The 24,617-nt window shown below is 67.4% G+C and carries 24 protein-coding genes; 18 read left to right on the forward strand and 6 right to left on the reverse strand.

Going from position 1 to position 24,617, the window contains the following annotated elements:
* Positions 1-161: 161 nt before the first annotated feature.
* From G315_RS0108140 to ftsY, 3 genes are read right to left on the reverse strand one after another with little or no spacing between them, the layout of a single operon-like run.
* Positions 162-1,091: an ABC transporter permease gene (locus tag G315_RS0108140; RefSeq protein ID WP_019612284.1), complete on the reverse strand. Its 930-nt coding sequence runs from the start codon at positions 1,089-1,091 to the stop codon at positions 162-164.
* A complete protein-coding gene (gene ftsE / locus G315_RS0108145) occupies positions 1,088-1,765 on the reverse strand; it encodes a cell division ATP-binding protein FtsE (RefSeq protein WP_018145094.1) in 678 nt (225 codons plus the stop codon). The genes G315_RS0108140 and ftsE overlap by 4 nt, the downstream gene beginning before the upstream one ends.
* Positions 1,766-1,777: 12 nt before the next feature.
* The gene (gene ftsY / locus G315_RS0108150; RefSeq protein ID WP_019594518.1) at positions 1,778-2,785 is read right to left on the reverse strand and encodes a signal recognition particle-docking protein FtsY; all 1,008 of its coding nucleotides are present in this window, start codon (positions 2,783-2,785) and stop codon (positions 1,778-1,780) included.
* Positions 2,786-2,840: 55 nt separating this feature from the next.
* On the opposite strand from ftsY, the gene G315_RS0108155 reads away from it, so the two are divergent.
* The 14 genes from G315_RS0108155 (at position 2,841) to G315_RS0108220 (ending at position 17,775) form a co-directional block, all read left to right on the forward strand.
* Entirely contained in the window at positions 2,841-4,253 is a 1,413-nt protein-coding gene (locus tag G315_RS0108155; protein WP_019612285.1) for a pitrilysin family protein, read from the forward strand.
* Between the two features lie 14 nt (positions 4,254-4,267).
* Entirely contained in the window at positions 4,268-5,572 is a 1,305-nt protein-coding gene (locus tag G315_RS0108160) for a pitrilysin family protein (RefSeq protein WP_019612286.1), read from the forward strand.
* The gene (rsmD, locus tag G315_RS0108165; protein ID WP_019612287.1) at positions 5,559-6,170 is read left to right on the forward strand and encodes a 16S rRNA (guanine(966)-N(2))-methyltransferase RsmD; all 612 of its coding nucleotides are present in this window, start codon (positions 5,559-5,561) and stop codon (positions 6,168-6,170) included. The genes G315_RS0108160 and rsmD overlap by 14 nt, the downstream gene beginning before the upstream one ends.
* 192 nt (positions 6,171-6,362) lie before the next feature.
* Positions 6,363-7,985, forward strand: coding sequence for a BCCT family transporter (locus G315_RS0108170; protein WP_018145099.1), 1,623 nt, complete (start codon positions 6,363-6,365; stop codon positions 7,983-7,985).
* Positions 7,986-7,994: 9 nt separating this feature from the next.
* A complete protein-coding gene (locus tag G315_RS0108175; RefSeq protein ID WP_081624463.1) occupies positions 7,995-8,876 on the forward strand; it encodes an NAD(P)-dependent oxidoreductase in 882 nt (293 codons plus the stop codon).
* Positions 8,877-9,246: 370 nt separating this feature from the next.
* The gene (gene rpmE, locus G315_RS0108180) at positions 9,247-9,450 is read left to right on the forward strand and encodes a 50S ribosomal protein L31 (protein WP_018145101.1); all 204 of its coding nucleotides are present in this window, start codon (positions 9,247-9,249) and stop codon (positions 9,448-9,450) included.
* A 16-nt stretch (positions 9,451-9,466) separates the two neighbouring features.
* Positions 9,467-10,330, forward strand: coding sequence for a thermonuclease family protein (locus G315_RS0108185; RefSeq protein WP_026338848.1), 864 nt, complete (start codon positions 9,467-9,469; stop codon positions 10,328-10,330).
* Positions 10,330-11,196 (forward strand): M48 family metallopeptidase, encoded by an 867-nt coding sequence (locus G315_RS0108190; RefSeq protein ID WP_018175981.1) that lies wholly within the window; start codon positions 10,330-10,332, stop codon positions 11,194-11,196. The genes G315_RS0108185 and G315_RS0108190 overlap by 1 nt, the downstream gene beginning before the upstream one ends.
* Positions 11,197-11,277: 81 nt before the next feature.
* Positions 11,278-12,498 (forward strand): malic enzyme-like NAD(P)-binding protein, encoded by a 1,221-nt coding sequence (locus G315_RS0108195; RefSeq protein ID WP_018145104.1) that lies wholly within the window; start codon positions 11,278-11,280, stop codon positions 12,496-12,498.
* Between the two features lie 25 nt (positions 12,499-12,523).
* Complete coding sequence (mdh, locus tag G315_RS0108200) at positions 12,524-13,447, forward strand: malate dehydrogenase (protein ID WP_019612290.1); 924 nt, start codon at positions 12,524-12,526, stop codon at positions 13,445-13,447.
* Entirely contained in the window at positions 13,431-14,387 is a 957-nt protein-coding gene (locus G315_RS0108205; protein WP_196801699.1) for a 5'-3' exonuclease H3TH domain-containing protein, read from the forward strand. The genes mdh and G315_RS0108205 overlap by 17 nt, the downstream gene beginning before the upstream one ends.
* Complete coding sequence (locus G315_RS0108210) at positions 14,384-15,043, forward strand: DUF1007 family protein (protein ID WP_019612292.1); 660 nt, start codon at positions 14,384-14,386, stop codon at positions 15,041-15,043. The genes G315_RS0108205 and G315_RS0108210 overlap by 4 nt, the downstream gene beginning before the upstream one ends.
* A 10-nt stretch (positions 15,044-15,053) precedes the next feature.
* Entirely contained in the window at positions 15,054-15,596 is a 543-nt protein-coding gene (locus G315_RS0108215) for a pseudouridine synthase (RefSeq protein ID WP_019563081.1), read from the forward strand.
* 121 nt (positions 15,597-15,717) lie between these two features.
* Complete coding sequence (locus tag G315_RS0108220) at positions 15,718-17,775, forward strand: transglycosylase SLT domain-containing protein (protein ID WP_019612293.1); 2,058 nt, start codon at positions 15,718-15,720, stop codon at positions 17,773-17,775.
* Between the two features lie 329 nt (positions 17,776-18,104).
* Here G315_RS0108220 and G315_RS0108225 read toward each other — a convergent pair whose 3' ends face one another.
* Positions 18,105-18,488, reverse strand: coding sequence for a group III truncated hemoglobin (locus tag G315_RS0108225; protein ID WP_019571595.1), 384 nt, complete (start codon positions 18,486-18,488; stop codon positions 18,105-18,107).
* Between the two features lie 68 nt (positions 18,489-18,556).
* Here G315_RS0108225 and G315_RS0108230 point away from each other — a divergent pair, with 68 nt between their 5' ends.
* Positions 18,557-19,465 carry a fructosamine kinase family protein gene (locus G315_RS0108230; RefSeq protein WP_019612294.1) on the forward strand — a complete coding sequence of 303 codons (909 nt, stop codon included), beginning with the start codon at positions 18,557-18,559 and terminating at the stop codon, positions 19,463-19,465.
* Between the two features lie 65 nt (positions 19,466-19,530).
* On the opposite strand, the gene proC is transcribed toward G315_RS0108230, so the two are convergent.
* Both proC and G315_RS0108240 read right to left on the reverse strand, forming a co-directional pair.
* Positions 19,531-20,349, reverse strand: coding sequence for a pyrroline-5-carboxylate reductase (gene proC / locus G315_RS0108235; RefSeq protein WP_019612295.1), 819 nt, complete (start codon positions 20,347-20,349; stop codon positions 19,531-19,533).
* Entirely contained in the window at positions 20,346-21,062 is a 717-nt protein-coding gene (locus G315_RS0108240) for a YggS family pyridoxal phosphate-dependent enzyme (protein ID WP_019612296.1), read from the reverse strand. Before G315_RS0108240 ends, proC begins: the two co-directional genes overlap by 4 nt.
* A gap of 140 nt (positions 21,063-21,202) precedes the next feature.
* On the opposite strand from G315_RS0108240, the gene G315_RS0108245 reads away from it, so the two are divergent.
* Genes G315_RS0108245 through G315_RS0108255 form a run of 3 tightly spaced genes read left to right on the forward strand, consistent with a single transcriptional unit; the run spans position 21,203 to position 24,603 of the window.
* Positions 21,203-22,237, forward strand: a complete 1,035-nt coding sequence (locus G315_RS0108245) for a type IV pilus twitching motility protein PilT (protein ID WP_018145114.1) — start codon at positions 21,203-21,205, stop codon at positions 22,235-22,237.
* Between the two features lie 54 nt (positions 22,238-22,291).
* Positions 22,292-23,464, forward strand: coding sequence for a PilT/PilU family type 4a pilus ATPase (locus G315_RS0108250; protein ID WP_018145115.1), 1,173 nt, complete (start codon positions 22,292-22,294; stop codon positions 23,462-23,464).
* Positions 23,465-23,484: 20 nt separating this feature from the next.
* Positions 23,485-24,603, forward strand: coding sequence for a PilT/PilU family type 4a pilus ATPase (locus G315_RS0108255; RefSeq protein WP_018145116.1), 1,119 nt, complete (start codon positions 23,485-23,487; stop codon positions 24,601-24,603).
* Positions 24,604-24,617: the final 14 nt, after the last annotated feature.

Here is a 24,617-nt window from a genome sequence, read left to right on the forward strand (position 1 = left end):
CGGCCGAGCCCCGTCTTTCATTAGCTTGTGGGGTTGGCACCCCAGGTTCCCCGATCCTGCGTTGCGCCGCTTGCGGGTAGAACCACTACCCGCTGCACGACGCGCCTTGTCTCGGAAAACCTGGGGTGCCAACGCGAACGTGTACATTGATCAGTGTTTCCCTAGGGGGCATCCCGCAGGGCATGGCCGCTGCCCAGCCGGGCGCCCAGCCAGCCGAGGAGGAGTCCGGCCAGGAGCAGGGCCAGGAGATGGGTGGCCCCAGGCAGGGACAGCCCAAACTCGAGATCGAACGCGCCCGCGGCCTGTTCCAGTGGCGCCCGGCTCAGGCCGATCCCGATGAGCAGCAGGATGCCGGCAAAAACGCCGCCACCCAGGCCGGTCATCACGCCACCGTAGAGGGAGGGTCGCCGCAGGAACCGGTGGGTGGCCCCGCTGATCCGCGAGATGGCGATCTCTTCCCGGCGTTCGCGCAGTTCCGAGGCAGTCGCCAGGGCCAGGATCAGCAACGCCCCCAGCCCCAGCAGGGCACCCACCACCGACAGGATGCGCAGCCCCAGCTGGTGCAGGCTGTTCAACTGCCGCACCCAGTCGTCGTCGCTGACCACCGTCGCCCCCGGTACGGTGGCCGCAAGCGCCTCGCGCAGCGCCGCAACCGTCTCGGGATCCGCGGTCGCGGGGATCACATCCACCACGTCCGGCAGCGGGTTTTCGTCCAGCCAGTCCAGCAGGCCCGGGTCGGCCAGGCCCTCGCGATAGCGGGCCAGGGCCTCGTCGGCATCGATCCAGATCCAGCGTTCTACCCGGGCATCGGTCTCCAGGTGGCGTTCCAGATCCGCGACCGTGGCCGCCTCCACGCCGTCGAGGTAGAGGGCGATGCGTGGGTCATGGTCCACGTGGGCGGACAGGGCGCGGGCGTTGTCCAGCAGGACCCAGAGGTAGGCCGGCAGGGCGAGGATGAAGCCCAGCACGGCAATGCTGATCAGGCTCAGAACCGGGGCCTGCAGGCGGCGCTGCAGGCTGCGCCGGGCGGCATCCCGATGGGCCTCCAGCCAGGCCGGCACGGTGTCCAGCAGGCGACGGCCCGGCTTCATGCCGGGGCCCCCGCGGCCGCGCGCGCCTCGATGCGTCCGTCTTCCAGGTGCAGGACCGGCTTGCCCATGCGCTCGACCAGGCCGAGGTCATGGCTGGCGATCAGGGCGGTCATGCCGACCCGGTTGAAGTCGTCGAACAGTTGCAGGATCTCACGCGACAACGCCGGATCGAGGTTGCCGGTGGGCTCGTCCGCCAGCAGCAGGACCGGCCGGTGGACGATGGCCCGGGCAATGCCGACACGTTGTTGTTCGCCCGCCGACAGGGTGCGCGGGTTGACCCCCTCCTTGTGCAGCAGCCCGACCTTGTCGAGCGCCGCGCGCACGCGTTTGCGCATCTCCGGGCGGCGGTAGGCGAGGATCTCCAGCGGCAGGGCGACGTTGTCGAACACCGGGCGGTCGAACAGCAGGCGATGATCCTGGAACACCAGCCCGATACTGCGGCGAAACCCCGGAATCGCGCGGTTGGAGAGGCGGTCGAGGTCGTGGCCGTTGACCCGGATGCGCCCGCGGGTCGGGCGCTCAAGCCCGGCGATCAGGCGCAGCAGGGTGCTCTTGCCGGCGCCGGAGGGCCCGGTGATGAAGGCCATCGCTCCGGGGTCCACGCGCAGGCTGACGTTACTGAGCGCCTCGGACGCGCTGCCGAATCGCTTGGTGACGCGTTGCAGACGAATCATCCGGTGGGCTCGTCAGTCGCTATCGCGGCCGAGCAGGGCGCGCACAAAGGCGCGGGCATCGAAGACCTGTAGATCCTCGGCCTTTTCCCCGACCCCGATGAATCGCACCGGAATGCCCAGCTGTTCGGCCAGCGCGAACAGCACGCCGCCCTTGGCCGTGCCGTCCAGCTTGGTCACGACGATTCCGGTCAGGCCCAGGGCCTCGTGAAACTGACGGGCCTGGTTCAGGGCGTTCTGGCCGGTGCCGCCGTCGACCACCAGCAGGACCTCGTCCGGGGCGTGTTCGTCCAGCCGGCCCATCACGCGCTTCACCTTGCGCACCTCGTCCATCAGGTTGGTCTGGGTGTGCAGGCGCCCGGCGGTGTCGGCAATCATCACGTCGATGCCGCGCGCCTGCGCGGCCTGCAGGCCGTCGTAGACCACCGAGGCGGAATCCGCCCCGGTGCCCTGGGCGATCACCGGAGCGCCATTGCGCTCGCCCCAGGTCTGCAGTTGTTCCACCGCCGCGGCGCGGAAGGTGTCGCCGGCCGCCAGCAGCACCGAGCGATCGTCCGCCTGCAGGTGGTGGGCCAGCTTGCCGATGGTGGTGGTCTTGCCGGCGCCGTTGATGCCGACGACGAGGATGGAGAAGGGGCGTTCGGCCTCCGGGATCTCCAGGGGGCGCGAGACCGGCTCGAGGATCTCGATCATGGCCGCCTCCAGGGCGTCCATCAGGGCCTCGGCATCATCCAGTTGTCCGCGTTTCACCTCGCGGGTGATACGATCCATGATCCGCTGGGTCGCATCCAGGCCCACGTCCGCGAGGAGCAGGCGTTCTTCCAGCTCCTCGAACAGTTCGTCGTCGATCTTGCGCCGGAGCAGCGACCCCAGGTCGCCGCCCAGGACCTGCCCGGTCTTGGCCAGGCCCTTGCGCAGGCGCTGGAACCAGCCGCCGCGGGCGGGCTTGTCCGGCTCGCTGCCAGGTGCCTCCGCGTCGGGGGTGGCCGGGTCTTCGGACTTCTTTTTGCGGAAACCGAACATGCTCGATGTGGTCAAGTAGAGAGTTCGCCAATGCTAGCACGAGGATTCATGAATCATGCGCGGTAAAAACCTGGTCACAGTGCTCGTTACGGCGTTTGTCTTTGCCTGGCCCGTCGGGGCCCTGGCCGCGACGCCCGAGATCGAATCGAAGGTGGTCGAGACTACGCTGGACAACGGCCTGACGGTCCTGGTGCTGGAGGACCGGCGCGCCCCGGTGGTGGCCAACATGGTCTGGTACCGGGTCGGGTCGGCCGACGAGCACAGCGGCGTGACCGGCATCTCGCACATGCTGGAGCACATGATGTTTCGCGGGACCGAGCAGTATGAGCCCGGCGAGTTCTCGCGCATCGTTTCGCGTCTGGGCGGGCGCGAGAATGCCTTTACCGGCCGTGACTACACGGGTTACTTCCAGATCATCGGGCGTGATCACTGGGAGACCATGATGGCGATGGAGGCGGAGCGCATGCAGCACCTGAAGCTGCAGGAAGACGAGTTCCGTCCGGAATTGAACGTGGTAAAGGAAGAGCGCCGTCTGCGCGTGGAGGACCAGCCCAACTCTCTGGTGCGCGAGCAGCTGATGGCCACGGCTTTCCTCAATCATCCGTATGGCAATCCGGTGATCGGCTGGATGAGCGATATCGAGGCCTACACCCTGGAAGACAATCAGGCGTGGTATGACCGCTATTACCACCCGAACAACGCGGTGGTCGTGGTGGTCGGCGATGTCGATGCCGAGCGGGTCATCGAGGCGGCCCGGGAGCATTTTGGGGACATCCCGGCGGGTGATCTCCCGGAGACGAAGCCGCGCGCCGAGACGCCGCAAAAGGGCGAGCGCCGCATCACCGTCGAGGCCCCCGCAGAGCTGCCCTACCTGCTGATGGGCTGGAAGGCGCCGGTTCTGAATACCGTGGACGACCCGGTGGATGTCTACGCACTGATGGTGGCGGCCGGGATCCTGGATTCCGGCGAGGCCTCGCGCTTTGCCCGCGAGATCGTACGGGGCGAAGAACTGGCCGGCGCGACCTCGGCCCGCTACAGCCCGTTCAGCCGGCTGGATGACCTGCTCATGATTGCAGCGGTGCCCACGGCTGCCACGGATGTGGAGACGCTGGAGGCGGCCCTGCTGGAGCAGGTGGAGCGGCTGAAGGACGAGCCGGTCAGCGACAGCGAACTGGAACGGGTGCAGGCGCGGGTGATCGCCTCCGAGGTGTACCAGCGTGACTCGGTGCGCTCTCAGGCCTTCCAGCTGGGCATGCTGCAGATCATCGGCGTCGGCTGGCAGGAAGGCGATCGCTTCGTCGAGCGCGTGCGTGCGGTGACCGCCGAGGATGTGCAGCGCGTGGTGCGCGAGTACCTGGTGCCGGAACGACGCACGGTCGGCATTCTCGATCCGCAACCCCTGGATGGTGACGCCCCGCCCGATCCGGGTGCGGTAGAACCCTATGGCGATACCGCGGGGGGCATGTAATGACGGGAGGCAACATGATGCGAACGCGATTCCTGGTAGCCCTGGTCGGGCTGCTGGCGCTGGCGCTGCCGGCCCAGGCGGTGGAGATCGAGGAGTGGGAGACCGACGAGGGGCTGCGCGTGCTGTACGTGGCGGCGCCGGATTTGCCGATGGTCGACCTGCGCCTGACCTTCGACGGCGGGGCCTCGCGCGACGGCGACCAGAATGGCCTGGCCTCGTTGACCAGCAGCGCCCTGCAGCATGGCACGGCGGAGATGGATGCGGACGCGCTGGCCGAGGGTTTCGAGTCGGTGGGCGCGCAGTTCAGCACCACGGCACTGCGCGACATGGCCATCGTCAGCCTGCGCAGCCTGACCGAGCCGGACTGGATGGACGCGGCGCTGGAGACCCTGTCCGCAGTCCTGGCCGAGCCGGCCTTCCCGGAGGCCGATTTCGATCGTGCCCGGCGCCAGGCCCTGCAGGGGCTGCAGCGCGAGCGCCAGGATCCCGGGAGCGTTGCCACCCGGCGTTTCTACGAGCTGATGTATGGCGATCACCCCTACGCCAACTGGCCAGGCGGCGAGCGCGAGACCCTGGAGGCGTTGCAGCCCGCGGATGCCCGCGCGTTCTACGAGCGCCACTACACCACGGCCAACGGCGCCCTGGCGATCACGGGTGGGCTGAGCCGCAGTGAGGCCGAGGCCGCGGCGGCGCGCATCTCCGCCGCCCTGCCGCAGGGGCCTGCGGTGGAACCGCTGCCCGCGGTGGAACCGCGCGAGGACCCGGTCGAGGAGCGTATCGACTTCCCTTCCGAGCAGGCCCATATCCACATGGGGGCCCCGACCCTGCGCCGCGGCGAGGATGACCACTATGCCCTGACCCTGGCCAACCATGCCTTCGGCGGAGGCGGCTTTATCTCGCGCCTGTTTCGCGAGATTCGCAGCGCCCGTGGACTGGCCTATTCGGTCAGCAGCCGCTTTCAGCCCATGGCGGTCGAGGGTCCCTTCCGGATCGGGATGCAGACCGGGGTCGATCAGGCGGACGAGGCGGTGACCGCGCTGCGCGAGGAACTCGAGCGCTGGCATGCCGAGGGTATCGATGCCGACGAGCTGGAGGCCTCGCGCGAGAATGTGGTCAACAGCTTCCCGCTGTCGTTGGCCTCGAACAGCGACATCGTTGGTCTGCTCGGGATGATCGCCTTCTATGACCTGCCGCTGGATTATCTGGAGCGCTACATCGAGCGCATGGAGGCGGTCGAGCTGGATCACCTGAATGCGCGGCTGCGCGAGCGCATCAACCCGGAAGCGATGGTCACGGTGATCGTGGGTGGGCAGGAGTAGGCGCGCCCCCGCCGGGCGCTCTGCGCGCATCCGCATCATCGGCGGGGCCTGGCGCCGCCGCTGGCTGCCGGTGCTTGGGGTCGGCGGGTTGCGCCCGACCGCGGACGCCCTGCGCGAGACCCTGTTCAATTGGCTGCAGCCGCGACTCCCGGGCGCGCGGGTGCTCGACCTGTTCGCCGGCACCGGGGCGCTGGGGCTGGAGGCGGCCTCGCGCGGGGCGGACTCGGTGCTGCTGGTCGAGCGCGATGCCCGTGCCGCGGCCCAGCTTCAGGCCAACTGCGAGACCCTGGGGGCCGAGCAGGTGAGCGTGCGCCGGGATGATGCCCTGCGCCTGCTGGCCGGGGAGCCGCCCGGCGGGTTGCCCTTCGATCTGGTGCTGGTGGATCCGCCATTCGGCCAGGGCCGGGTGGCGCCGGTGCTGGAGGCCCTCCGCGCGCACGACTGGCTGCACGCGGACAGCCGGATCTACGTGGAAATCGAGTCCGAGGCGGACCTCGATTTCCTCGCTGCGGGTGGCTGGGAGATCGAGCGCGAGCGTCAGGGCGGGCAGGCCCGTGCCCTGTTGCTGGCCCGTGCTCCAGTCGCCGAGGCGGCGTAATATGGCCTCGGATATGACGCCGGGTGCGCAGCCCTTCACGTTTTTGCAGTCGGAGTAGTCTTTCGCTACGGTGGCTTTGCCCCACCTACTGCGGCAACGCCCAACGGGCGTGATCCTGTGCGGCTCCCGGAGCACGTTCGGAGCAAGCCCGCGCCGGCCCGCGTTCGCCACAAGAATACAAGGGGAAACCGAATGGATGAGCAGTCCACCCCCGGTCTGACGCAAACCCGCCTCGGCGGCTTTGGCGTGATCTGCAGCCCGGTCTTCTACACCTCGAGTATCGTGATCGCACTGTTCGTCCTGTTCGGGGCGATCTTCCCGGACACCGCCGAAGCGGTCTTCGCCCAGCTGCAAAGCGGCATCGGGGAGTATCTCGGCTGGTACTACATGCTGGTCGTCACCGTGTTCCTGGTCTTCTCCCTGTACCTGATGTTCAGCCGTTACGGTGGGGTGCGCCTGGGCGATCAGTTCGAGGCCCCGCGCTTTAGCTACACCGCGTGGTTCGCGATGCTGTTCTCCGCGGGCATGGGGATCGGGCTGCTGTTCTGGAGCATCGCCGAGCCGATGTACCACTACCTCAGCCCACCGCACGCCGAGGGCGAGACCAGCTCGGCGGCTGTCGAGGCGATGCGCTACACCTTCTTCCACTGGGGGCTGCATGCCTGGGCGATCTACATTGTCGTCGGCCTGTCGCTGGCGTATTACGCTTACCGCCACAATCTCCCGCTGCTGATCCGTTCCTCGCTGTACCCCTTCATCGGCGACCGGATCTATGGCCCCTGGGGGCATCTGGTGGACGTGGTGGCGCTGTTCGGCACCATGTTTGGCGTGGCGACCTCGCTGGGCCTCGGTGTCATGCAGATCAACTCGGGCCTGAACTTCGTGTTCGGGATCGAGGAATCCACCTACATGCAGATCGTGCTGGTCGCGATCATTACCCTGATCGCGGTGGGCTCGGTCGCGCTGGGCGTCGACAAGGGCATCAAGCGCCTGTCGAACTTCAATATCGGCCTGGCGGTGATCCTGATCGCGCTGCTGCTGGTCATGGGCCCGACCCTGTTCATCCTGCGCCTCCTGGTGGAGAGCACCGGCGTCTATGTTCAGTTCCTGCCCGAGATGAGCCTGTGGGCCGACACGATCGAGGATTCCGGCTGGGCGACCTCCTGGACCATCTTCTACTGGGGCTGGTGGATCTCCTGGGCCCCGTACGTCGGCATGTTCATCGCGCGGGTCTCGCGTGGCCGCACCATTCGCGAGTTCGTCGCCGGCGTGCTGCTGGCCCCGACCGCCGCGGCCTTCGTCTGGCTGGCCGTGTTCGGCGGTACTGCGATGAGCTACGAGCTCGAGGGTGTGGTCGACCTGACTGGCGCCGTGTCGGAGAACATGTCCACCGCGCTGTTCGTGACCCTCCAGGCCATGCCGCTGTGGGATTGGCTGTCCGTGGCCGTGATGGCGGCGGCGACGGTGCTGATCGTCACCTTCTTCGTGACCTCCTCGGACTCCGGCTCGCTGGTTATCGACACCCTGGCCTCCGGTGACGTGCGCAACCCGACCGTCACCCAGCGCGTGTACTGGGCCATCCTCGAAGGGGTTGTCGCGTCCATCCTGCTGTTGGCAGGCGGTCTGGCCGCGTTGCAGGCGGCCGCGATCAGTGTCGGGCTGCCGTTCTCGGTCATCATGCTGATCATGGTGTTCGGCCTGTGGAAGAGCTTGCATCAGACCGAAGCGGTCACCCCGAGCAAGTACCAGAAGGAAGCCCCGCCGCCGCATACCCTGTTGGGGTATACGGAAGATCTGGACGACAAGATCAAGTAGGGGGTAACGATGGCTGCGTCCCGAGTGGCGCTGCTGGGATGCGGGCTCATGGGGCAACCCATGGGCCTGCGTCTTTTGCAGGCCGGATTTCCCGTGGTGGCCTACAACCGCACGGTCGCGCGAGCGAGCGATCTGGCGGCCGAGGGGGTCACCGTTCACAGTTTGCCCGCCGCGGCTGTCGCGGAGGCGGATGTGCTGGTGCTGATGCTCAGTGATGCCGCGGCCATCCATGCCGTGCTGGATGCCCTGCCGGCGGGTGCGCTGGATGGTCGCTGCGTGATCCAGATGGCGACCATCCTGCCGGCCGAGAGCCGGGCCCTGGCGGAACGGGTGCGGGGCGCCGGCGCCTGCTACCTGGAGGCGCCGGTGCTGGGTTCCATCCCCGAGGCCCGGGATGGCCGTCTGCTGATCATGGCGGGCGCCGACCGCGAGGCCGACTTTGCCCGGGCCCAGCCGGTACTGGCGGCTCTGGGCGAGACACCCCGGCATGTCGGTTCGGTCGGGCAGGGGGCGGCGCTGAAGCTGGCCTTCAACCAGCTGATCGCGAGTCTCACCGCGGCGTTTTCCTTGAGCCTGGGGCTGGTGCGGCGCGAGGGGGTGGAGGTGGATACCTTCATGGAGATCCTGCGCGACAGTGCGCTGTATGCCCCGACCTTCGACAAGAAGCTTGGCAAGATGGTCTCCGGTGACTTCGGTACCGCCAACTTTCCGGTCAAGCACTTGCTGAAGGATGTGCGCCTGACCGAACGCGCGGTGGAGGATGCCCACCTGGTGGGGCCGTGGCTGCCGCTGCTGGCGGATCTGCTGGATCGGGCGCGCGAGCAGGGCCTGGCCGATGCGGATTATTCGGCCATCTACACCACGATTGCCCCGGAAAACGCGGGGCAATGAGGAAGATACGGCGGCCCTTATGCACAGCACCTGGCGATGGTGCTCGAGGCTCAAGGGGGTGGCCCGTGGCAACACATCGGACTGATGGGTCGGTATTAAATGGCTTAAAAACCAGGTGCTTGCGTGATATCTTTGCCGGGATCCGGCGCCGCCGCCTTGACGTTTCCGGTGGATTCCGTTCCGGGCGCGACAATTCGTCCACAAAGTTATCCACAGGTTGTCCGGACGGGTAAAACCACCCAGTCATTCAGGCAGTTGTCACCCGGAGTTGAAACGCGCTCTGCACTTGCTGTCGCAACCTGGTCTTGCGCTCGGGCGGGTAGCACCGCTATGCTATCGGACTTTTCGCCAGAACCTGCGTGAGCCGACCATGAAAGCCGACATTCATCCGAACTACCACAACGTCAAGGTTATCTGCAGCTGCGGTACGCAGTTCGAGACCCGCTCCACGCTCTCCGGCGAGGAGATGCACCTGGACGTGTGCTCGCAATGCCATCCGTTCTACACCGGCAAGCAGAAGATCGTTGATACCGCCGGCCAGGTCGACAAGTTCAACCGCCGCTTCGCATTCTGAGGCTGCGGCGCGCCGGATGGCGCGCAACGCGAACGGACACGTGACTGCTGCGGCGGGCGTTGTCCGACCCGACGAGGGCGTCCTGCGGGGCGCCCTCGTCTGCGTTGTGGGCTTGGCCCTGGTGCTGCTGGCCACTGCGGCCCGGGCCGAGTGCCGGCTGGCGGATCAGGATCCGCGTGGGCTTCAGGAGGTCGAGGTGGAGCGCGTCCAGGGCTTCGATAGTCTGCGGTTGACCGATGGGCGGACCGTTCAGGTGATTGGTCTGGCCCCGGCCGCGCCGCTGCCGGAGAGGCCCGGCCCGATGCGACCCCTGCATCTTCACGAGGGGCTGCGCGAGGCACTGGCCGCCCGGCTGGACGCGGTCGATCAGCGGCTGATCCTGCGCCCGGGCCGTCCCGCCCGGGACGCCGAAGGGCGCCTGCGCATGCATGCCTGGCTGCCCGGCGGGCCGTTGCTGGCGGCCGAATTGATTGCCGCCGGCGAAGCGATGCCGCGCCCCGGGCCGCAGCCGGCCGCTCTGGATACCTGCTTCTACGTGGCCGAGGCCGAAGCACGGGCAGGGGAGCGGGGTCTGTGGTTGGAGCGCCCGGCCGCCCTGCCGGTCCGGATGCTGGACCCGCGTTCCGGTGCCCTGCGCCAGGGTCGGCTGCGGGTGCAGGGCGAGGTGGTGGCCGTGCGCGAGACGTCGCGTCACTGGGTGCTGGAGCTGGACGGGCCGCTGGACGTCCTGATTCGCGGGCGTGACCGCGATCACTGGCCCGATCTCCAGCCCGATACCTTGAACGGCGAGGCGGTGATTGTGCGCGGTCAGGTGTATCCTTGGAGAGACCGACTCCGGATGCGCATACGCCATCCGCTCGATCTAGAGGTACCGGAATAATGCGTGCTCTTTCCAAGTCCTGGCGGACCGCTCGCGGTCGTCTGGCCTCTCTGTTCCTGACGGTTCTGGTCGCCGCCGGCCTGGCCGTGGCGATCCCCGGTTGTACCACCAATCCGGTGACGGGACGCTCGCAGCTGATGCTGGTCTCCGAGAATCAGGCGATCGATGCGTCGCGCAGCGCCTACGTCGAGATGCTGGCGCCGGCGCGCGAGGAGGGTCGCATCAATGCCGATCCTGCGATGACCGCGCGGGTGCAGGGCATCACCGAAAAGGTGGTTGCGCAGGCGGTCAAATACCGTCCCGAGACCGCGGACTGGGACTGGGAGATCGCGGTGATCGAGGCCCCGGATACCGTCAACGCCTTCGCCATGGCGGGTGGCAAGATGGCGATTTACTCGGGCATCATCGAACAGCTGGAGCTGACCGATGACGAGCTCGCGCAGATCATCGGGCATGAGATTGCCCACGCGCTGTCGGCGCATACGGCGGAAAAGATGTCGGTCGCGCTGGCCAGCAATCTGGCCCTGACGGGGTACGCCCTCTCCGGCGACCGTTCGGATCTGGCCCTGACCGGAGCGGCGCTGGGGGCCGTGCTCGCCGTGCAGCTCCCGCATAGCCGGGGTATGGAGTCCGAGGCCGACCGCATCGGTATCGAGCTGGCGGCGCGGGCCGGTTACAACCCGGATGCCGCGGCCACTCTCTGGCGCAAGATGGCTGCGCAGGCCAATGGCGGTCAGCCGGAATTCCTGAGCACTCACCCGGCACCGGCTTCGCGCCAGCGCGAACTCACCCGTCTGGCCGATCAGTACCGCCCGGTGTATGACGAGGCCCGGCGCGGGTCCGTCCCCACCCACCCGGTCAACTGATTTCGTTTCCGGTGCGGGCCTACCGCACCGGGCCTGCACCTGTTTCTGAAGCAACCGTCCGACAAAAGGCCTCGCTACACCATGTCCAAGGATTTCAACCAGCGCGCGCTGGAGTACCACGAGCAGCAGCCGGCCGGGAAGCTGGCGATCCACATCACCAAGCCCACAGTCACCCAGGATGATCTGTCGCTGGCCTACTCGCCGGGCGTCGCTGCACCGGTGCGGGCAATCGCCAAGGACCCGGAGCTGGCCTATCGCTATACCGGCAAGGGCAACCTGGTCGCAGTGATTACCGATGGCACCGCGGTGCTGGGGCTGGGCAACGTGGGTGCGCTCGCGTCCAAACCGGTGATGGAGGGCAAGGGCGTACTGTTCAAGGCCTTCGCCAATATCGACGTCTTCGATATCGAGGTGGACGCCGCGCAGCCGGAGGACTTCATCAACACGGTCGCGCGCATTGCCGGCGGCTTTGGTGGCATCAATCTGGAAGATATTGCCGCGCCGCACTGCTTCGAGATCGAGCGCCGCCTGTCCGAACGCCTGGATATCCCGGTCTTTCATGACGATCAGCACGGCACCGCGATCATCACCGCGGCCGGCCTGGTCAACGCGCTGGAGATCCAGGGCAAGAAACTGAGCGAGGCAAAGATCGTCTGTGTCGGCGCCGGGGCTGCCGGGATCGCGTCCATGCAGCTGCTGGTCCGCCTGGGCGCGGCGAAGAAGAACCTGTTCATGGTGGATCGCAAGGGTGTGATCCACAGCCAGCGCGATGACCTGAACGAATACAAGCAGATCTTCGCGGTGGACACCGACGCGCGCAGCCTGGCCGATGCCTGTGCCGGTGCCGACGTGTTCATTGGGCTGTCCGGCCCGGACCTGCTGACTGCGGAGATGCTGCAGTCCATGGCGCCGAAGCCGATTGTCTTCGCCCTGTCCAACCCGGACCCGGAGATCCGTCCGGAGCTGGCGCACGCAACCCGCGACGACCTGATCATGGCCACCGGGCGCTCGGACTACCCGAACCAGGTGAACAACGTGCTCGGCTTCCCGTTCATCTTCCGCGGCGCGCTGGATGTGCGCGCCCGGACGATCAATGACGAGATGCTGGTGGCCGCGGTACACGCCCTGGCCGGACTGGCTCGCGAGCCCGTCCCGCAGGTGGTGCTGGATGCCTACGGGCTGGAGACGCTCGAATTCGGCCCGAACTACATCCTGCCGACCCCGTTCGATCCGCGTCTGATCGACACGGTGCCGCAGGCGATCAGTCAGGCCGCCCGCGACAGCGGGGTCGCCCGCCTGTAACGCAGTCCTGTAGGAGGAGCAGCGCATGCAGAAGATCGCCATTATCGGCGCCGGACGCGTCGGCGAATCCACCGCCCAGTTTCTGGCCCGCCGCGACATCGCCCGCGAGATCGCGCTGCTGGATGTACGCGAGGGCGCGGCGGCCGGCGCCGCCCTGGATATCCAGGAGACTGCGCCACTGCTGCGTTTCGATACCCGGCTGACCGGCAGCCACGAGGCGTCGGTGATCGCTGGAGCGGAGCTGGTGATCATCACCGCCGGGTTGCCGCGCAAGCCCGGCATGTCGCGCTCCGACGTGCTGGACAAGAACGTCGAAATCCTCGATGTGATCCTGCAGGACATCCTGGTTCATGCCCCGCAGAGCCGGATCCTGGTGGTCTCCAACCCGGTGGATGTGCTGACCTACCGCGCCTGGCAGAAGACCGGCTGGAGCCGCGACCGTATCTTCGGCCAGGCCGGGGTGCTGGATACCTCGCGCATGGCGGCCTTCATCGCGCTGGAGACCGGTCTGTCCACCCACGACATCCAGGCGCTGGTGTTGGGCGGCCACGGCGATGCCATGGTTCCGATGCTGCGCTATTCGTCCATCAACGGTGTACCGCTGGATCACTTCATGGATCAGGCCACGCTGGACAACATCGTCGAGCGAACCCGGCACGGCGGTGCCGAGATCCTGGCCCTGAAGCAGACCTCCAGCGCCTACGGCGCCCCGGCGGCGGCCATCGCCGAGATGGTCGAGGCGATCGCGCTGGATCGGCGGCGGGTGCTGCCGACCGTGGCCCTGCTGGACGGCGAATACGGCGAGCGCGACGTGGCCATGGGCGTGCCCTGCATCCTCGGTCAGGGCGGGATGGAGCGTGCCATCGAGCTGGAACTGAATGCCGAGGAGCGCGCCGCCTTCGACCAGTCCATCGCCGGGGTACGGAAGGACCTTGAACGCCTCGCCTGACGCCGGCCCAGTGCCGGATGCGCGGTTGCCGACCCTGACCCTGGTCGACAGCAGCATCTTTGTCTTTCGCGCCTGGTTCGCGCGTGGCCTGGACCCGGATCCGCAGGGCCGACCGGGCGGTGCGCTGCACGGCCTGGTGCACTCGCTCTGCCAGTGGTTGCCGGCCTGCGCGCCGGGTCCGGTGGCCTTTTGTTTCGACACCGGCCTGCGCCGGGGTTTTCGTCACCGCATTGACCCTGCCTACAAGGCCCATCGCCCGCCGGCCCCGCCGGAGCTGCGCGAGCAGTTCGCGCGCATCCGCGAACTGCTGGGCCGGCTGGGGTTTGCGACTCTGGCCGACGCGGAGTACGAGGCCGACGACCTGATCGCCAGCCTGGCCCGCGCCGGGCGCGCGGCCGGCTATCGCATCGACGTGAAGAGTGCCGACAAGGATCTGACCCAGGTCATCCTGGGCGGGCAGGATCGCCTGCACGACCCGGAACGCGGGGTCGACATGGATCGTCGCGCCATCGAGAAGCGCTTTCGCATCCGCCCCGAGCAAGTCGCGGACATGCTGGCGCTGGCCGGGGATGCCAGCGACAACATTCCCGGAATCGACGGGGTCGGACCGAAGACGGCCGCGCGTATCCTGCGCCGGTTGCACGACCTCGACACGGTCCTGGCCGACCCGCCGGCCGTCACCCGTTGCAACATCCGCCGCGCGCCCGCCGTAGCCGCGGCCATCGCCGGGCAGGCCGACCGGCTGCGCCGCTCGCGCCGGCTGACCGGCCTCGCCGACCGTATCCCGGATCTGCCGGCGCCCGGGGAATTGCAGCCGACGGGCCCCGATCCGGACGCGTCCGCCTGGCTGCACGATCTGGGTGTTGCCCCCGCCTACCACGCCCCGCTCCTGGCCGCCGCCGGCGCCTGGGGCCTGACGGATACGAGGCAGACGGCATGATGCGCCGCCTGCACATCCTGGGCGGCGTGGTGCTGGCCGCGCTCGTGCTTCTGCCGGCCGGCGTACAGGCGCACCCGCATGCCTGGATCGACCTGCGGATCAGCTTCGAGCGCGACGGCGAGGGGCAGATCACCCATATGCTCCATCACTGGCGCTTCGACCCGACCTACGGGCAGTACCTGTACGACGATGCCCAGGAGCATCAGTCCGGCGATACGCCGGAGGCGCGCCTGCAGGGGCTTGCCACCGAGATCCTCGACAATCTGGACGAGTACCGCTGGTACAGCCACCTGGAGGTGGCTGGAGAGGCGCTCGGGATCGCGGCCGCCACCGATCCCCGGATGGCCATGGACGCGGGGCTGCTGCACTTCCGCTTCCGGCTGGAGCTGGAGCAACCGGTCGATCCGACCGACGAGCCGCTGGCCTACCGGGTCTACGACCCGACGTATTTCATCGAGATCCTGCATCAGGATCCGCATGGCACGCGCATCCTCGATGCGTCCGGACTGGTGGATGCGACCTGTCAGGCCCGGCTCGAACGGCCGCGCCCGGATCCGGCCCTGGTGGCGCGCGCGCTGGCGCTGGACTATGGCGCCAGCGTGGATTACGACCTCGGCCGGCACTTTGCCGAACGCGTCACCCTGCGCTGCGACTGAGGCACTGGTTATGGCCCGGGTCGTATTGTTCCACAAGCCCTGGGGCGTGCTGCCCCAGTTCACCGATCCCGAGGGTCGTCCGACACTGGCCGACTACATCGCGATCCCCGGCGTCTATCCGGCCGGTCGTCTGGACCGTGACAGCGAGGGCCTGCTGGTCCTGACCGACGATGGGCGTCTGAACGCGCGTCTGACCCAGCCACAGCACAAGACCAGCAAGACCTACTGGGTTCAAGTCGAGGGCGAACCCGACGATGCCGCGTTGCATGCCCTGCGCGAGGGTGTCGAGTTGAAGGATGGCCTGACCCGCCCGGCGCAGGTGGAACGCATGGACCCGCCGGACATCCCGGAGCGCGACCCACCCGTGCGTTTTCGGCGCCATATCCCGACCCGCTGGCTGGCGCTCACCCTGCGCGAGGGGCGCAATCGCCAGGTTCGCCGAATGACCGCGGCGGTGGGTCACCCGACCCTGCGCCTGGTGCGTTACCGGGTCGCCTCCTGGACCCTTGATGGTCTCGCACGGGGCGAGTTTCGCACCCTGGAGACGGGTTAGGGGGCTCTTGAAACCCCGGAATGCCGGAACTGCCGCCCGCGTCGCGCGAAACCGGAGGAACCTCATTGCAAGCGCCCCGGTGCAGGCCGATGATAGGAAACCATTGATACGAGGGCGGGACATGCTCCAATCCAGGAACGTAATCGCCGGGCTGGCCGGCCTGTTGCTGGTCCTGGCCGCGGCGCTGCCGGCAGCCGCTGGCGAAGAAGACCTTTATGTCTTCGAGCGCAGCCTGTACCTGCTCGCCGAGCGCGCCCTGAACCGCGGCGACATGACGGCCTACCGCGCCGCACGCAGCACCCTGACCGGCTACCCACTGACCCCTTACCTGGATTACCGCGATCTGGCGCGCAATCTCAATCGCGCCGACCCGGATGCCGTGCGCCGCTTTGTACGCGAGCATGACGACACCCCACTGGCGGCCCGGCTGCACGGGAGCTATCTGACGCATCTCGCGCGCGAAGAGCAGTGGGGGGCGTATCTCGAATTCCTCGATTCGGACCGTTCGCTGTCCGTCGAGCAGGACTGCAATCGCCGCCAGGCGCTGTTGGAGACGGGAGACCGCAATGCGGCCCTGGAGGACGTGGAGTCCATCTGGCTGCACGGGCAGTCGCGCCCTTCGGCCTGCGATCCGGCCCTGAAGGCCTGGCGCGATGCCGGGGGGCTGACCGGTGAACTCGCCTGGGATCGATTCGTGCTGGCCGTCGAGGCGGGACAGACGGGTCTGGCTCGTTACTTGCGCCGCTACCTTGACCGCGCTGACCGCCCGTGGGCGGAGCGCTGGCTGGATCTGGCCAGCCACCCCGCACGGGTTGTGGAGGCCGACTTCGATGCCGGCGCTCACCGCTCGGCGGAGGCGCTGATGGAGCGGGCCTTCACCCGCTGGATCCGCCAGGACCTGGATGCCGCCCTGGAAGGCTGGGAGAAGGACGGGCGTGATCTCGGCCTGTCTTCCGAATCGGCCGGGCGCGTGCAGCACGCCCTGGCTCTGCGCCTGGCGCTGCGCTATCGCCCCGAGGCGCTGGACTTCATGGCGGCCCTGGAGCCCGAGGTGTTCGACACCCAGTTGCGCCAGTGGCAGGTGCGCGCGGCTTTGTACGAGCGCGACTGGGAGGTGGTGATGGACGCGATCCGCGCCATGAATCGCGACGTGCGCGACGAGGCGGCGTGGCAGTACTGGTATGCCCGCGCCCTGGAGCAGATCGACTCGCTGGAGGCCGCACGCGGCTTCTACGAGCGCGCGGCCCGCGAACGCAACTTCTACGGCTTCCTGGCGGCCGACCGCCTGGGGCAGCCCTATCGCATCGGGCATCAGCCCCTGGTGCTGGAAGACGGGCAGCGTGCCGCCATGCGCACGCACGCCGGTATGCAGCGCATGCGCGAACTGGTCCGCCTGGACCGTAACGCCGAGGCCCGCCGCGAATGGACGCACGCCGTGGCCGACATGGATACCGCAGAGCTGGAGGCGGCGGCGCGCACCTTCGCCGACTGGGGCTGGCACGACCGCGCGATCTTCACCGCGGCGCGCGCCCGCAACTGGGACGACATCGAGCTGCGCTTCCCGCTCGCCTTTGATGACCTGATCGTGGCCGGCGCCCGTGAACAGGGTATCGATCCGGCCTGGGCCATGGCGATCGCACGCCAGGAGAGTGCCTTCCTCTACGACGTCCGTTCCGGTGCCGGGGCGCTGGGTATCATGCAGGTCATGCCCGCGACGGGGCGGTCGATCGCCTCGGCCGCGGGTGTGCGCGTGAACTCCGACTGGGACATCCTCGACCCGGCGACCAATGCCCGGCTTGGTACCTACTACCTGCGGCGCAATCTCGACCGTTTCGGAGGCCACAGCATGCTGTCCTCCGCGGCCTACAATGCCGGCGCCCACCGTGTGAGTTCCTGGCTGCCGGAGGACCGCGCGATGGATCCGGATATCTGGGCCGAACTGATCCCGTTCTCCGAGACCCGCGACTACATCCGCCGTGTGTTTGCCTACCGCATCCTGTACGCGGTCCGCCTGGGGCAGGAGCCGCCGTCGCTGGCCACCCTGCTGTACCCGGTCACGCCGCAGGATGGCCTCGCCGCGAGCCGCGAACGCCACCTGGCCACCCTGCCTGGCGAGGCGGGCATCGCCCTCAGCCGCGCCTTCTGCGACGCCCCGGGTTATACCGACAACGCCTGCTAGTCTGCCCGCCGCGAAGCGCACAAAGCCACGAAGAAGGCCAAGGGCGGTTTGCAACCGGAAGGCTTGAGGAGCGGCAGGCGGCCGATCGCCCGGAGGGCCGAGGCCTCTGCCGACCCCTGGCGCGACGGCCTGTCAGGAGCCGATTTGGTGACGGACATCCGCCACGGGCCCTCGCCGCAGGGCATCGCCAACGGCGATCGCAAAGGCTCCAGGCACGGGGCTCGCCCGTCGCCACGCCACAGTGCTCCCGGCTTCCCCTGAACCGTGCTTGACCTGGACGTGGCCCTTCTTCGTGCCTTCGTGTGCTTCGTGGTGCAAACAAAGGCGGGTTAGCCGCGGATGATGTCCTCGCGCATGCGACTGGCGATGCCGTCGGCCAATTGCTGCCATTCGGCCGCCAGTGGTGGCTCCAGGTGATCCTCGGTCGTGGCCTTGAAGTGGCGCATCCAGACGGCGAGGTCGGCCTCGGTCAGGTTCAGCGGTGCGTGCTTGCCGACCATGTCGATGGTCGGCGGCTGTTCCAGGCGCCCGCCCAGGTTCATGTACCAGAAATCGGCGATGCGCTTCACGTGATCCGGAAAATCCTGGATGCGCTCGAAGTGATGGCCGATCTGGGGGTCGGCCGACAGGCGGCGGTAAAAGTCGTCGATCACCGCGCGGATGCGCTCGGCGCCGATCTTGTCGCACAGAGGTTCGAGCTTGCGAAAGGCCATGGGGGTCTCCTGACGGATCCTGCGACACCCGGTAACCTGCACACTGACATGGAACCCGGATGCCAAGGATGAACCAATTCGATTCAACGGGCCCCGATGCCGTGACGGCTGCGGTGGCCCAGTGTATTGCCGACCATACCGGAACGCCCTTCGAGCCAACAGGAAGCCAGGCCTGTTCCGGGGGCTCCATCAATCAGGCGCTGCGTTTCACCGGAAGCGACGGGCGGGCGTTCTTCGTCAAGCTGAGTGGGGGCGACGGCGCTGCGATGTTCGCGGCCGAGGCGCGCGGCCTGGAAGAACTCGCGCGCTGCGAACGCCTGAAAATCCCCGCTGTCGTCGGCACCGGATCGGCGGGCGGCACGCACTTTCTGGTGCTGGAGAACCTGGCGCTGGGCGGCCCCCGCGACGGGGTGGCTCTGGGGCACGGGATTGCCGACATGCACCAGAAGACCCGTCCGCGCTTCGGGCTGGATCACGACAATTTCATTGGCAGTACGCCGCAACCGAATACCGAGCACGACGACTGGGCGGCGTTCTACCGTGATGAACGTCTGGGCTTCCAGCGTCGGCTGGCGCGGGAGCGTGGGGCGGCGGGATCGCTACTCGGGGCGCTGGAGGAACTGGAGTCCTCGCTGGGCGGCTTCTTTAGCGACTATCAGCCGGTACCCTCCCTGCTGCACGGCGACCTGTGGAGCGGCAACTGGGGGTTCCTGGCGGATGGCAGCGTGACGATCTTCGATCCGGCGGTGTACTACGGCGACCGCGAGGCGGACCTGGCGATGATGGAGCTGTTCGGTCACCCGGGCCAGGACTTCGTCGCCGCCTACGAGGAGATCCTGCCCATCGACCCCGGCTATGGCGTGCGGCGCACACTCTACAACCTCTACCACATCCTCAACCACGACCACCTGTTCGGCGGCGGCTACGGCCCCCAGGCCGAGCGCATGATCCGCCAGTTGCTGGCCGAACTGCGCTGATTGCCCCACTACCAACCGCTCTTGGGCGGCCCTTCCTTCGTGCGTTTCGTGGGGGGCTCAGGGTTTCAACGCCCGAGTTCGCGCGAGCGTTCGGCGGCGGCGGTCATGGCGCGGCGCATCAGGTCGCGCAGGTCGCCGTCTTCCAGGACCTGCAGGGCGCGTTCGGTGGTGCCGCCCGGGGAGGTGACTCTATGGCGCAGCTCCGCGGCGCTCTCGTCGCCCTCTGCGGCCAGACGGGTGGCCCCGGCCAGGGTACCCAGGGTCAGTTCCAGTGCGGTATCCGCCGGCAGCCCCAGTGACTTCGCGGCCTCCTGCATCGCCTCGATCATCAGGAACACGTAGGCCGGTCCGCTGCCGGAGGTGGCGGTCACGGCGTGCATCTGCTCTTCGTCCTCCACCCAGATCGCGCGGCCCACCGACTCCAGCAGCCGGGTGGCCGTGGCGCGATCCTCGGGGCTTGCGGTGGGGGCGGCGTAGAGTCCGGTGACCCCGGCGCCGACCAGGGCCGGGGTGTTCGGCATCGCGCGGACCAGGCGCGTGGCGTCGCCCAGCCACCCGGCGAGCTGGGTGGAGGTGATGCCCGCGGCTACCGAGATCACCAGCGGCTGACCCTGCTGCACCGCATCACGCAGCGTCGGGGCGAGCTCCGGCAGGGTCTGTGGCTTCACCGCAAGCACCAGGGTGGCGCTCTGGGCCGCCAGTTCGCTGGCGCTACCACTGGCGAGCCCCGGGTATCGCGCCTGCAGATCGCGTACGCGCTCGGCGCCCTTGTCGGCGATGGCGAGGCGTTCGGCGGCATGGCCGGACTGGACCAGTCCCTGAAGCAGGGCCTCGCCCATGTTGCCGGCCCCGACGAAGCCGACCTCGAAGCGGTGTTCCGTCATGTGGATTCCTTGGATTTGGGTTGGCGCGGGCCGAACAGGGCGGTGCCGATGCGCACGATGCTTGCCCCCTCGAGAATGGCGGCCTCGAGATCGCCCGACATCCCCATGGACAGCGTGTCCAGCGAATGGCCCCCTGTGTTCAGGGTATCGCGCAGGGCGCGCAGGCGCGCGAAGGGTTCCCGCTGTAGCGGGATGTTGTCGGCGGTGGCCGGAATGGCCATCAGTCCGCGCAATGCGAGGCGGGGCAGGTCCTGCACTGCGGCGGCCAGGGCGGCGACCTCCCCGGGTGCGACGCCGGCCTTTTGCGGTTCCTCGCTGATGTTGACCTGCAGGCATACCTGCAGCGGTGGCATGCCCTCCGGACGCTGATCCGACAGGCGCCGGGCGATCCGCTCGCGGTCGACGGTATGCACCCAGGCGGCGCGTTCGGCCACCGCGCGGGTCTTGTTGCCTTGCAGCGCGCCGATGAAGTGCCACTCGAGGCCGAGTGGTGCGGGTGCGGCCTCCAGGGTGTCGTATTTATCCACCAGCTCCGGGGCGTAATTCTCGCCGAAGGCGGACTGTCCCAGCGCATGCAGGGCACGGATCTCGTCCGCACCGCGGGTCTTGCTGACGGCCAATAGACGGACCGAATCCGGGTCGCGTCCGGCCTCGCGGCAGGCGGCCTCGATGCGGGCTCGAACGGTGCTCAGGGCATGGTCTGGTGTGGTCATTTCCCTATGATATAGTCCGGAAGAACACAAGGTCACCGCGGATTTTCGCGCGGGCCTTCATAAGCGACAGGGGGTGGTGGTCGTGGCTGCCACCAGGGCGTTGGCGCGGGTCGGCGTTACGCCCGACAACAGGGGGATGCATGGATATCACGCAGTTGCTGGCCTTTTCGGTCAAGAACGGGGCCTCGGACCTGCACATCTCCGCGGGCATGCCGCCGATGGTGCGTATCGACGGCGACATGCGCCGGGTGAACGTGCCGGTCATGGACCACAAGGAGGTCCAGGGCCTGATCTACGACATCATGAACGACCGCCAGCGCAAGGACTACGAAGAGTTCCTGGAGACAGACTTTTCGTTCGAAATCTCGGGGCTGGCGCGTTTTCGTGTCAACGCCTTTAACCAGGATCGAGGCGCAGCGGCGGTCTTCCGTACCATCCCCTCCAAGGTCCTGACGCTGGAAGAGTTGGGTGCCCCGCGCATCTTCGAGGAGATCTCGGACTATCCGCGCGGTATCGTGCTGGTGACCGGCCCGACCGGTTCGGGCAAGTCCACCACGCTGGCGGGCATGGTCAACCACCGTAACGAAAACGACTACGGGCATATTCTCACCATTGAGGACCCGATCGAGTTCGTGCACGAATCGAAGAAGTCCCTGATCAACCAGCGCGAGGTACACCGCGACACCCACGGCTTCAGCGAGGCCCTGCGCTCGGCCCTGCGCGAGGACCCGGACACCATCCTGGTCGGCGAACTGCGTGATCTCGAGACCATTCGCCTGGCCCTGACCGCGGCCGAAACCGGCCACCTGGTGTTCGGCACCCTGCACACCAGTTCGGCGGCCAAGACGATCGACCGCATCGTCGACGTGTTCCCGGCGGCCGAGAAGGATATGGTGCGGGCCATGCTGTCGGAGTCGCTGCGTGCAGTCATCGCGCAGACCCTGATGAAGAAGATTGGCGGCGGGCGCGTCGCGGCGCACGAGATCATGCTCGGCACGCCGGCGATCCGGAACCTCATCCGCGAAAACAAGATCGCGCAGATGTACTCGACCATCCAGACCAGTTCCGGCTCCGGCATGCAGACGCTGGACCAGTGCCTGAAGGACATGCTCGCGCAGGGCGTGATCAGCCGCGAGGACGCCCGCCGCAAGGCCAGCAACCCGGATTCCATCTGACCACCACGCCGCCGATGCGCTTGACCGTCGGACCGGGTACCAAGGGAGAACGCCATGGATCGTGACAAGGCGATCAAGTACATGCACGACCTGCTACGGGCCCTGGTGGACCGGGACGGGTCGGATCTGTTCATCACGGTGGGCATGCCGCCGGCGGCGAAGATCGACGGCCGCGTGGTGCGGATGACCGAACAGAACCTGACGGCCTCGCATACCCAGGCGCTGGTTCGCTCGATGATGAACGACAAGCAGTCGGCCGAGTTCGAGCGCCACCAGGAGTGCAACTTCGCGATTGGCTTGCAGGGCGTGTCGCGTTTTCGCGTAAACGTCTTCACCCAGCGTGGCAGCCCGGGCATGGTGCTGCGAACCATCAATTCCGTGATCCCGAAGTTCGAGGACATCCAGATGCCGCCGCAGCTGGAGAAGATTACCCAGGAGCGTCGTGGCCTGGTGATCTTTGTCGGCGGCACCGGCTCGGGCAAGTCGACCTCGCTGGCGGCCATGATCGGCTATCGCAACCGCACGACAGCCGACCACATCGTCACCATCGAGGACCCCATCGAGTTCGTTCACGAGCACGCGATGAGCATCATCACTCAGCGTGAAGTCGGGGTGGACACCGAGAGCTACGAGATCGCGCTGAAGAACACCTTGCGCCAGGCGCCGGACGTGATCCTGATCGGCGAGATCCGCGACCGTGAGACCATGGACTACGGCGTTGCCTTCGCGGAGACCGGGCATCTGTGCCTGTCCACGCTGCACGCGAACAGCACCAACCAGGCACTGGACCGCATCATCAACTTCTTCCCCGAGGACCGGCGCGAACAGCTGCTGATGGACCTGTCGCTGAACCTGAAGGCCGTGATTTCGCAACGCCTGGTACGCAAGGAAGGCGGCGAGGGCCGGGTGCCGGCGGTGGAGATCCTGATCAACACCCCGCTGATGGCCGACCTGATCCTGAAGGGCCAGGTGCACGAGATCAAGGAGCTCATGTCCCGGTCCCGCGAGCAGGGCATGCAGACCTTCGACCAGGCCCTGTTCGACCTCTACGAGCATCGCCACATCAGTTATGACGAGGCCCTGCGCAACGCCGACTCGGTGAACGACCTGCGCCTGCGCATCAAGCTCGACAGCCAGCGAGCCCAGGACGACGGAGCCCCCGCCGTAACGGATGAGGGCGAAGGCCTGTCCGTGGACGAGCGCGCCGAGGACTTCAACCTGCGCTAGTCGTTAGGGAAACAGAAAACATGAGCCAGTTGCAGATCGAGCCCTACCTGAAGTTGATGGCCCAGAAGGCCGCCTCGGACCTGTTTTTTCTGACCGGCGCGCCGGCCAGTATCAAGGTCGACGGCGCGCTGCAGCCGATCTCGCGCAAGGCGCTGGCGCCCGGTCAGGCCGAGAGCATTGCGCGGGAGCTGATGAGCGAACATCAGGCGGAGACCTTCGACCGCGAGACGGCCGTCAACTTCGGCCTGTCGCGCGAGGGCCTGGGGCGCTTTCGCGTGAATGTCTATCGCCAGCGCGGCGAGGTCGCGATGGTCATCCGCTTCATCCGGGTCGCCATCCCGACCATCGAGCAGCTCGGGCTGCCCGAGGTGCTCAAGCAGTTTGTGGCCTACAACGACGGGCTGATCCTGATTGTCGGGGCCACCGGCACCGGGAAGTCGACCACCCTGGCGTCGATGATCGATCACCGCAACACGAACCAGAGCGGGCATATCCTGACGGTCGAGGATCCGATCGAGTTTCTGTTCAGCCACAAGCGCTCCATCGTCGGCCAGCGCGAGGTGGGCATCGATACCCCCAGCTTCGATCACGCCCTGCAGGAGGGCATGCGCGAGGCCCCGGACGTGATTATGGTCGGCGAGGTCCGCTCGCGCGAGACCATGCGCGCGGCCCTGACCTATGCCGATACTGGGCACCTGGTGCTGACGACCCTGCACGCGACCAATGCCACCCAGGCCCTGGATCGAGTGATCAACCTGTTCCCCGAGGATACCCGCCCGCAGATCCTGTCGGACCTGTCGCTGAACCTGCGTGCGATCGTCGCCCAGCGCCTGCTGCAGACCAAGGACGGGCGACGGGTTGCCGCGCTGGAGATCCTGGTCAACACGCCTTACATCTCCGAGCTGATCCGCGACGAGAAGATCAGCGAGATCAAGGAGATCATGGCCAAGGGGCGCTCCGTGGGCATGCAGACCTTCGATCAGGCGATCGTCAAGCTGTTCAAGACCGGCGACGTCATGCTGGACGAGGCCCTGAACAAGGCGGATTCGCGCGCCGATCTCGAGTGGCGCCTGAACTTCGGGGGCGGGGTGGCCTCCGCCGACGAGACCGAGGAAGAGCTGAAGCTCCCCGGCCGGTAGGAGTCGGCTTGCCG

Origin of the sequence: Thioalkalivibrio sp. AKL7 (assembly GCF_000381705.1) — a bacterium.
In the GTDB taxonomy this organism is placed as follows: domain Bacteria; phylum Pseudomonadota; class Gammaproteobacteria; order Ectothiorhodospirales; family Ectothiorhodospiraceae; genus Thioalkalivibrio; species Thioalkalivibrio versutus.

Coding starts and splice junctions, on each gene's coding strand:
- G315_RS0108140 (WP_019612284.1), bottom strand. CDS start 1,091: ATGAAGCCGGGCCGTCGCCTGCTGGACACCGTGCCGGCCTGGCTGGAG.
- ftsE (WP_018145094.1), bottom strand. CDS start 1,765: ATGATTCGTCTGCAACGCGTCACCAAGCGATTCGGCAGCGCGTCCGAG.
- ftsY (WP_019594518.1), bottom strand. CDS start 2,785: ATGTTCGGTTTCCGCAAAAAGAAGTCCGAAGACCCGGCCACCCCCGAC.
- G315_RS0108155 (WP_019612285.1), top strand. CDS start 2,841: ATGCGCGGTAAAAACCTGGTCACAGTGCTCGTTACGGCGTTTGTCTTT.
- G315_RS0108160 (WP_019612286.1), top strand. CDS start 4,268: ATGATGCGAACGCGATTCCTGGTAGCCCTGGTCGGGCTGCTGGCGCTG.
- G315_RS0108170 (WP_018145099.1), top strand. CDS start 6,363: ATGGATGAGCAGTCCACCCCCGGTCTGACGCAAACCCGCCTCGGCGGC.
- G315_RS0108175 (WP_081624463.1), top strand. CDS start 7,995: ATGGCTGCGTCCCGAGTGGCGCTGCTGGGATGCGGGCTCATGGGGCAA.
- rpmE (WP_018145101.1), top strand. CDS start 9,247: ATGAAAGCCGACATTCATCCGAACTACCACAACGTCAAGGTTATCTGC.
- G315_RS0108185 (WP_026338848.1), top strand. CDS start 9,467: ATGGCGCGCAACGCGAACGGACACGTGACTGCTGCGGCGGGCGTTGTC.
- G315_RS0108190 (WP_018175981.1), top strand. CDS start 10,330: ATGCGTGCTCTTTCCAAGTCCTGGCGGACCGCTCGCGGTCGTCTGGCC.
- G315_RS0108195 (WP_018145104.1), top strand. CDS start 11,278: ATGTCCAAGGATTTCAACCAGCGCGCGCTGGAGTACCACGAGCAGCAG.
- mdh (WP_019612290.1), top strand. CDS start 12,524: ATGCAGAAGATCGCCATTATCGGCGCCGGACGCGTCGGCGAATCCACC.
- G315_RS0108210 (WP_019612292.1), top strand. CDS start 14,384: ATGATGCGCCGCCTGCACATCCTGGGCGGCGTGGTGCTGGCCGCGCTC.
- G315_RS0108215 (WP_019563081.1), top strand. CDS start 15,054: ATGGCCCGGGTCGTATTGTTCCACAAGCCCTGGGGCGTGCTGCCCCAG.
- G315_RS0108220 (WP_019612293.1), top strand. CDS start 15,718: ATGCTCCAATCCAGGAACGTAATCGCCGGGCTGGCCGGCCTGTTGCTG.
- G315_RS0108225 (WP_019571595.1), bottom strand. CDS start 18,488: ATGGCCTTTCGCAAGCTCGAACCTCTGTGCGACAAGATCGGCGCCGAG.
- G315_RS0108230 (WP_019612294.1), top strand. CDS start 18,557: ATGAACCAATTCGATTCAACGGGCCCCGATGCCGTGACGGCTGCGGTG.
- proC (WP_019612295.1), bottom strand. CDS start 20,349: ATGACGGAACACCGCTTCGAGGTCGGCTTCGTCGGGGCCGGCAACATG.
- G315_RS0108240 (WP_019612296.1), bottom strand. CDS start 21,062: ATGACCACACCAGACCATGCCCTGAGCACCGTTCGAGCCCGCATCGAG.
- G315_RS0108245 (WP_018145114.1), top strand. CDS start 21,203: ATGGATATCACGCAGTTGCTGGCCTTTTCGGTCAAGAACGGGGCCTCG.
- G315_RS0108250 (WP_018145115.1), top strand. CDS start 22,292: ATGGATCGTGACAAGGCGATCAAGTACATGCACGACCTGCTACGGGCC.
- G315_RS0108255 (WP_018145116.1), top strand. CDS start 23,485: ATGAGCCAGTTGCAGATCGAGCCCTACCTGAAGTTGATGGCCCAGAAG.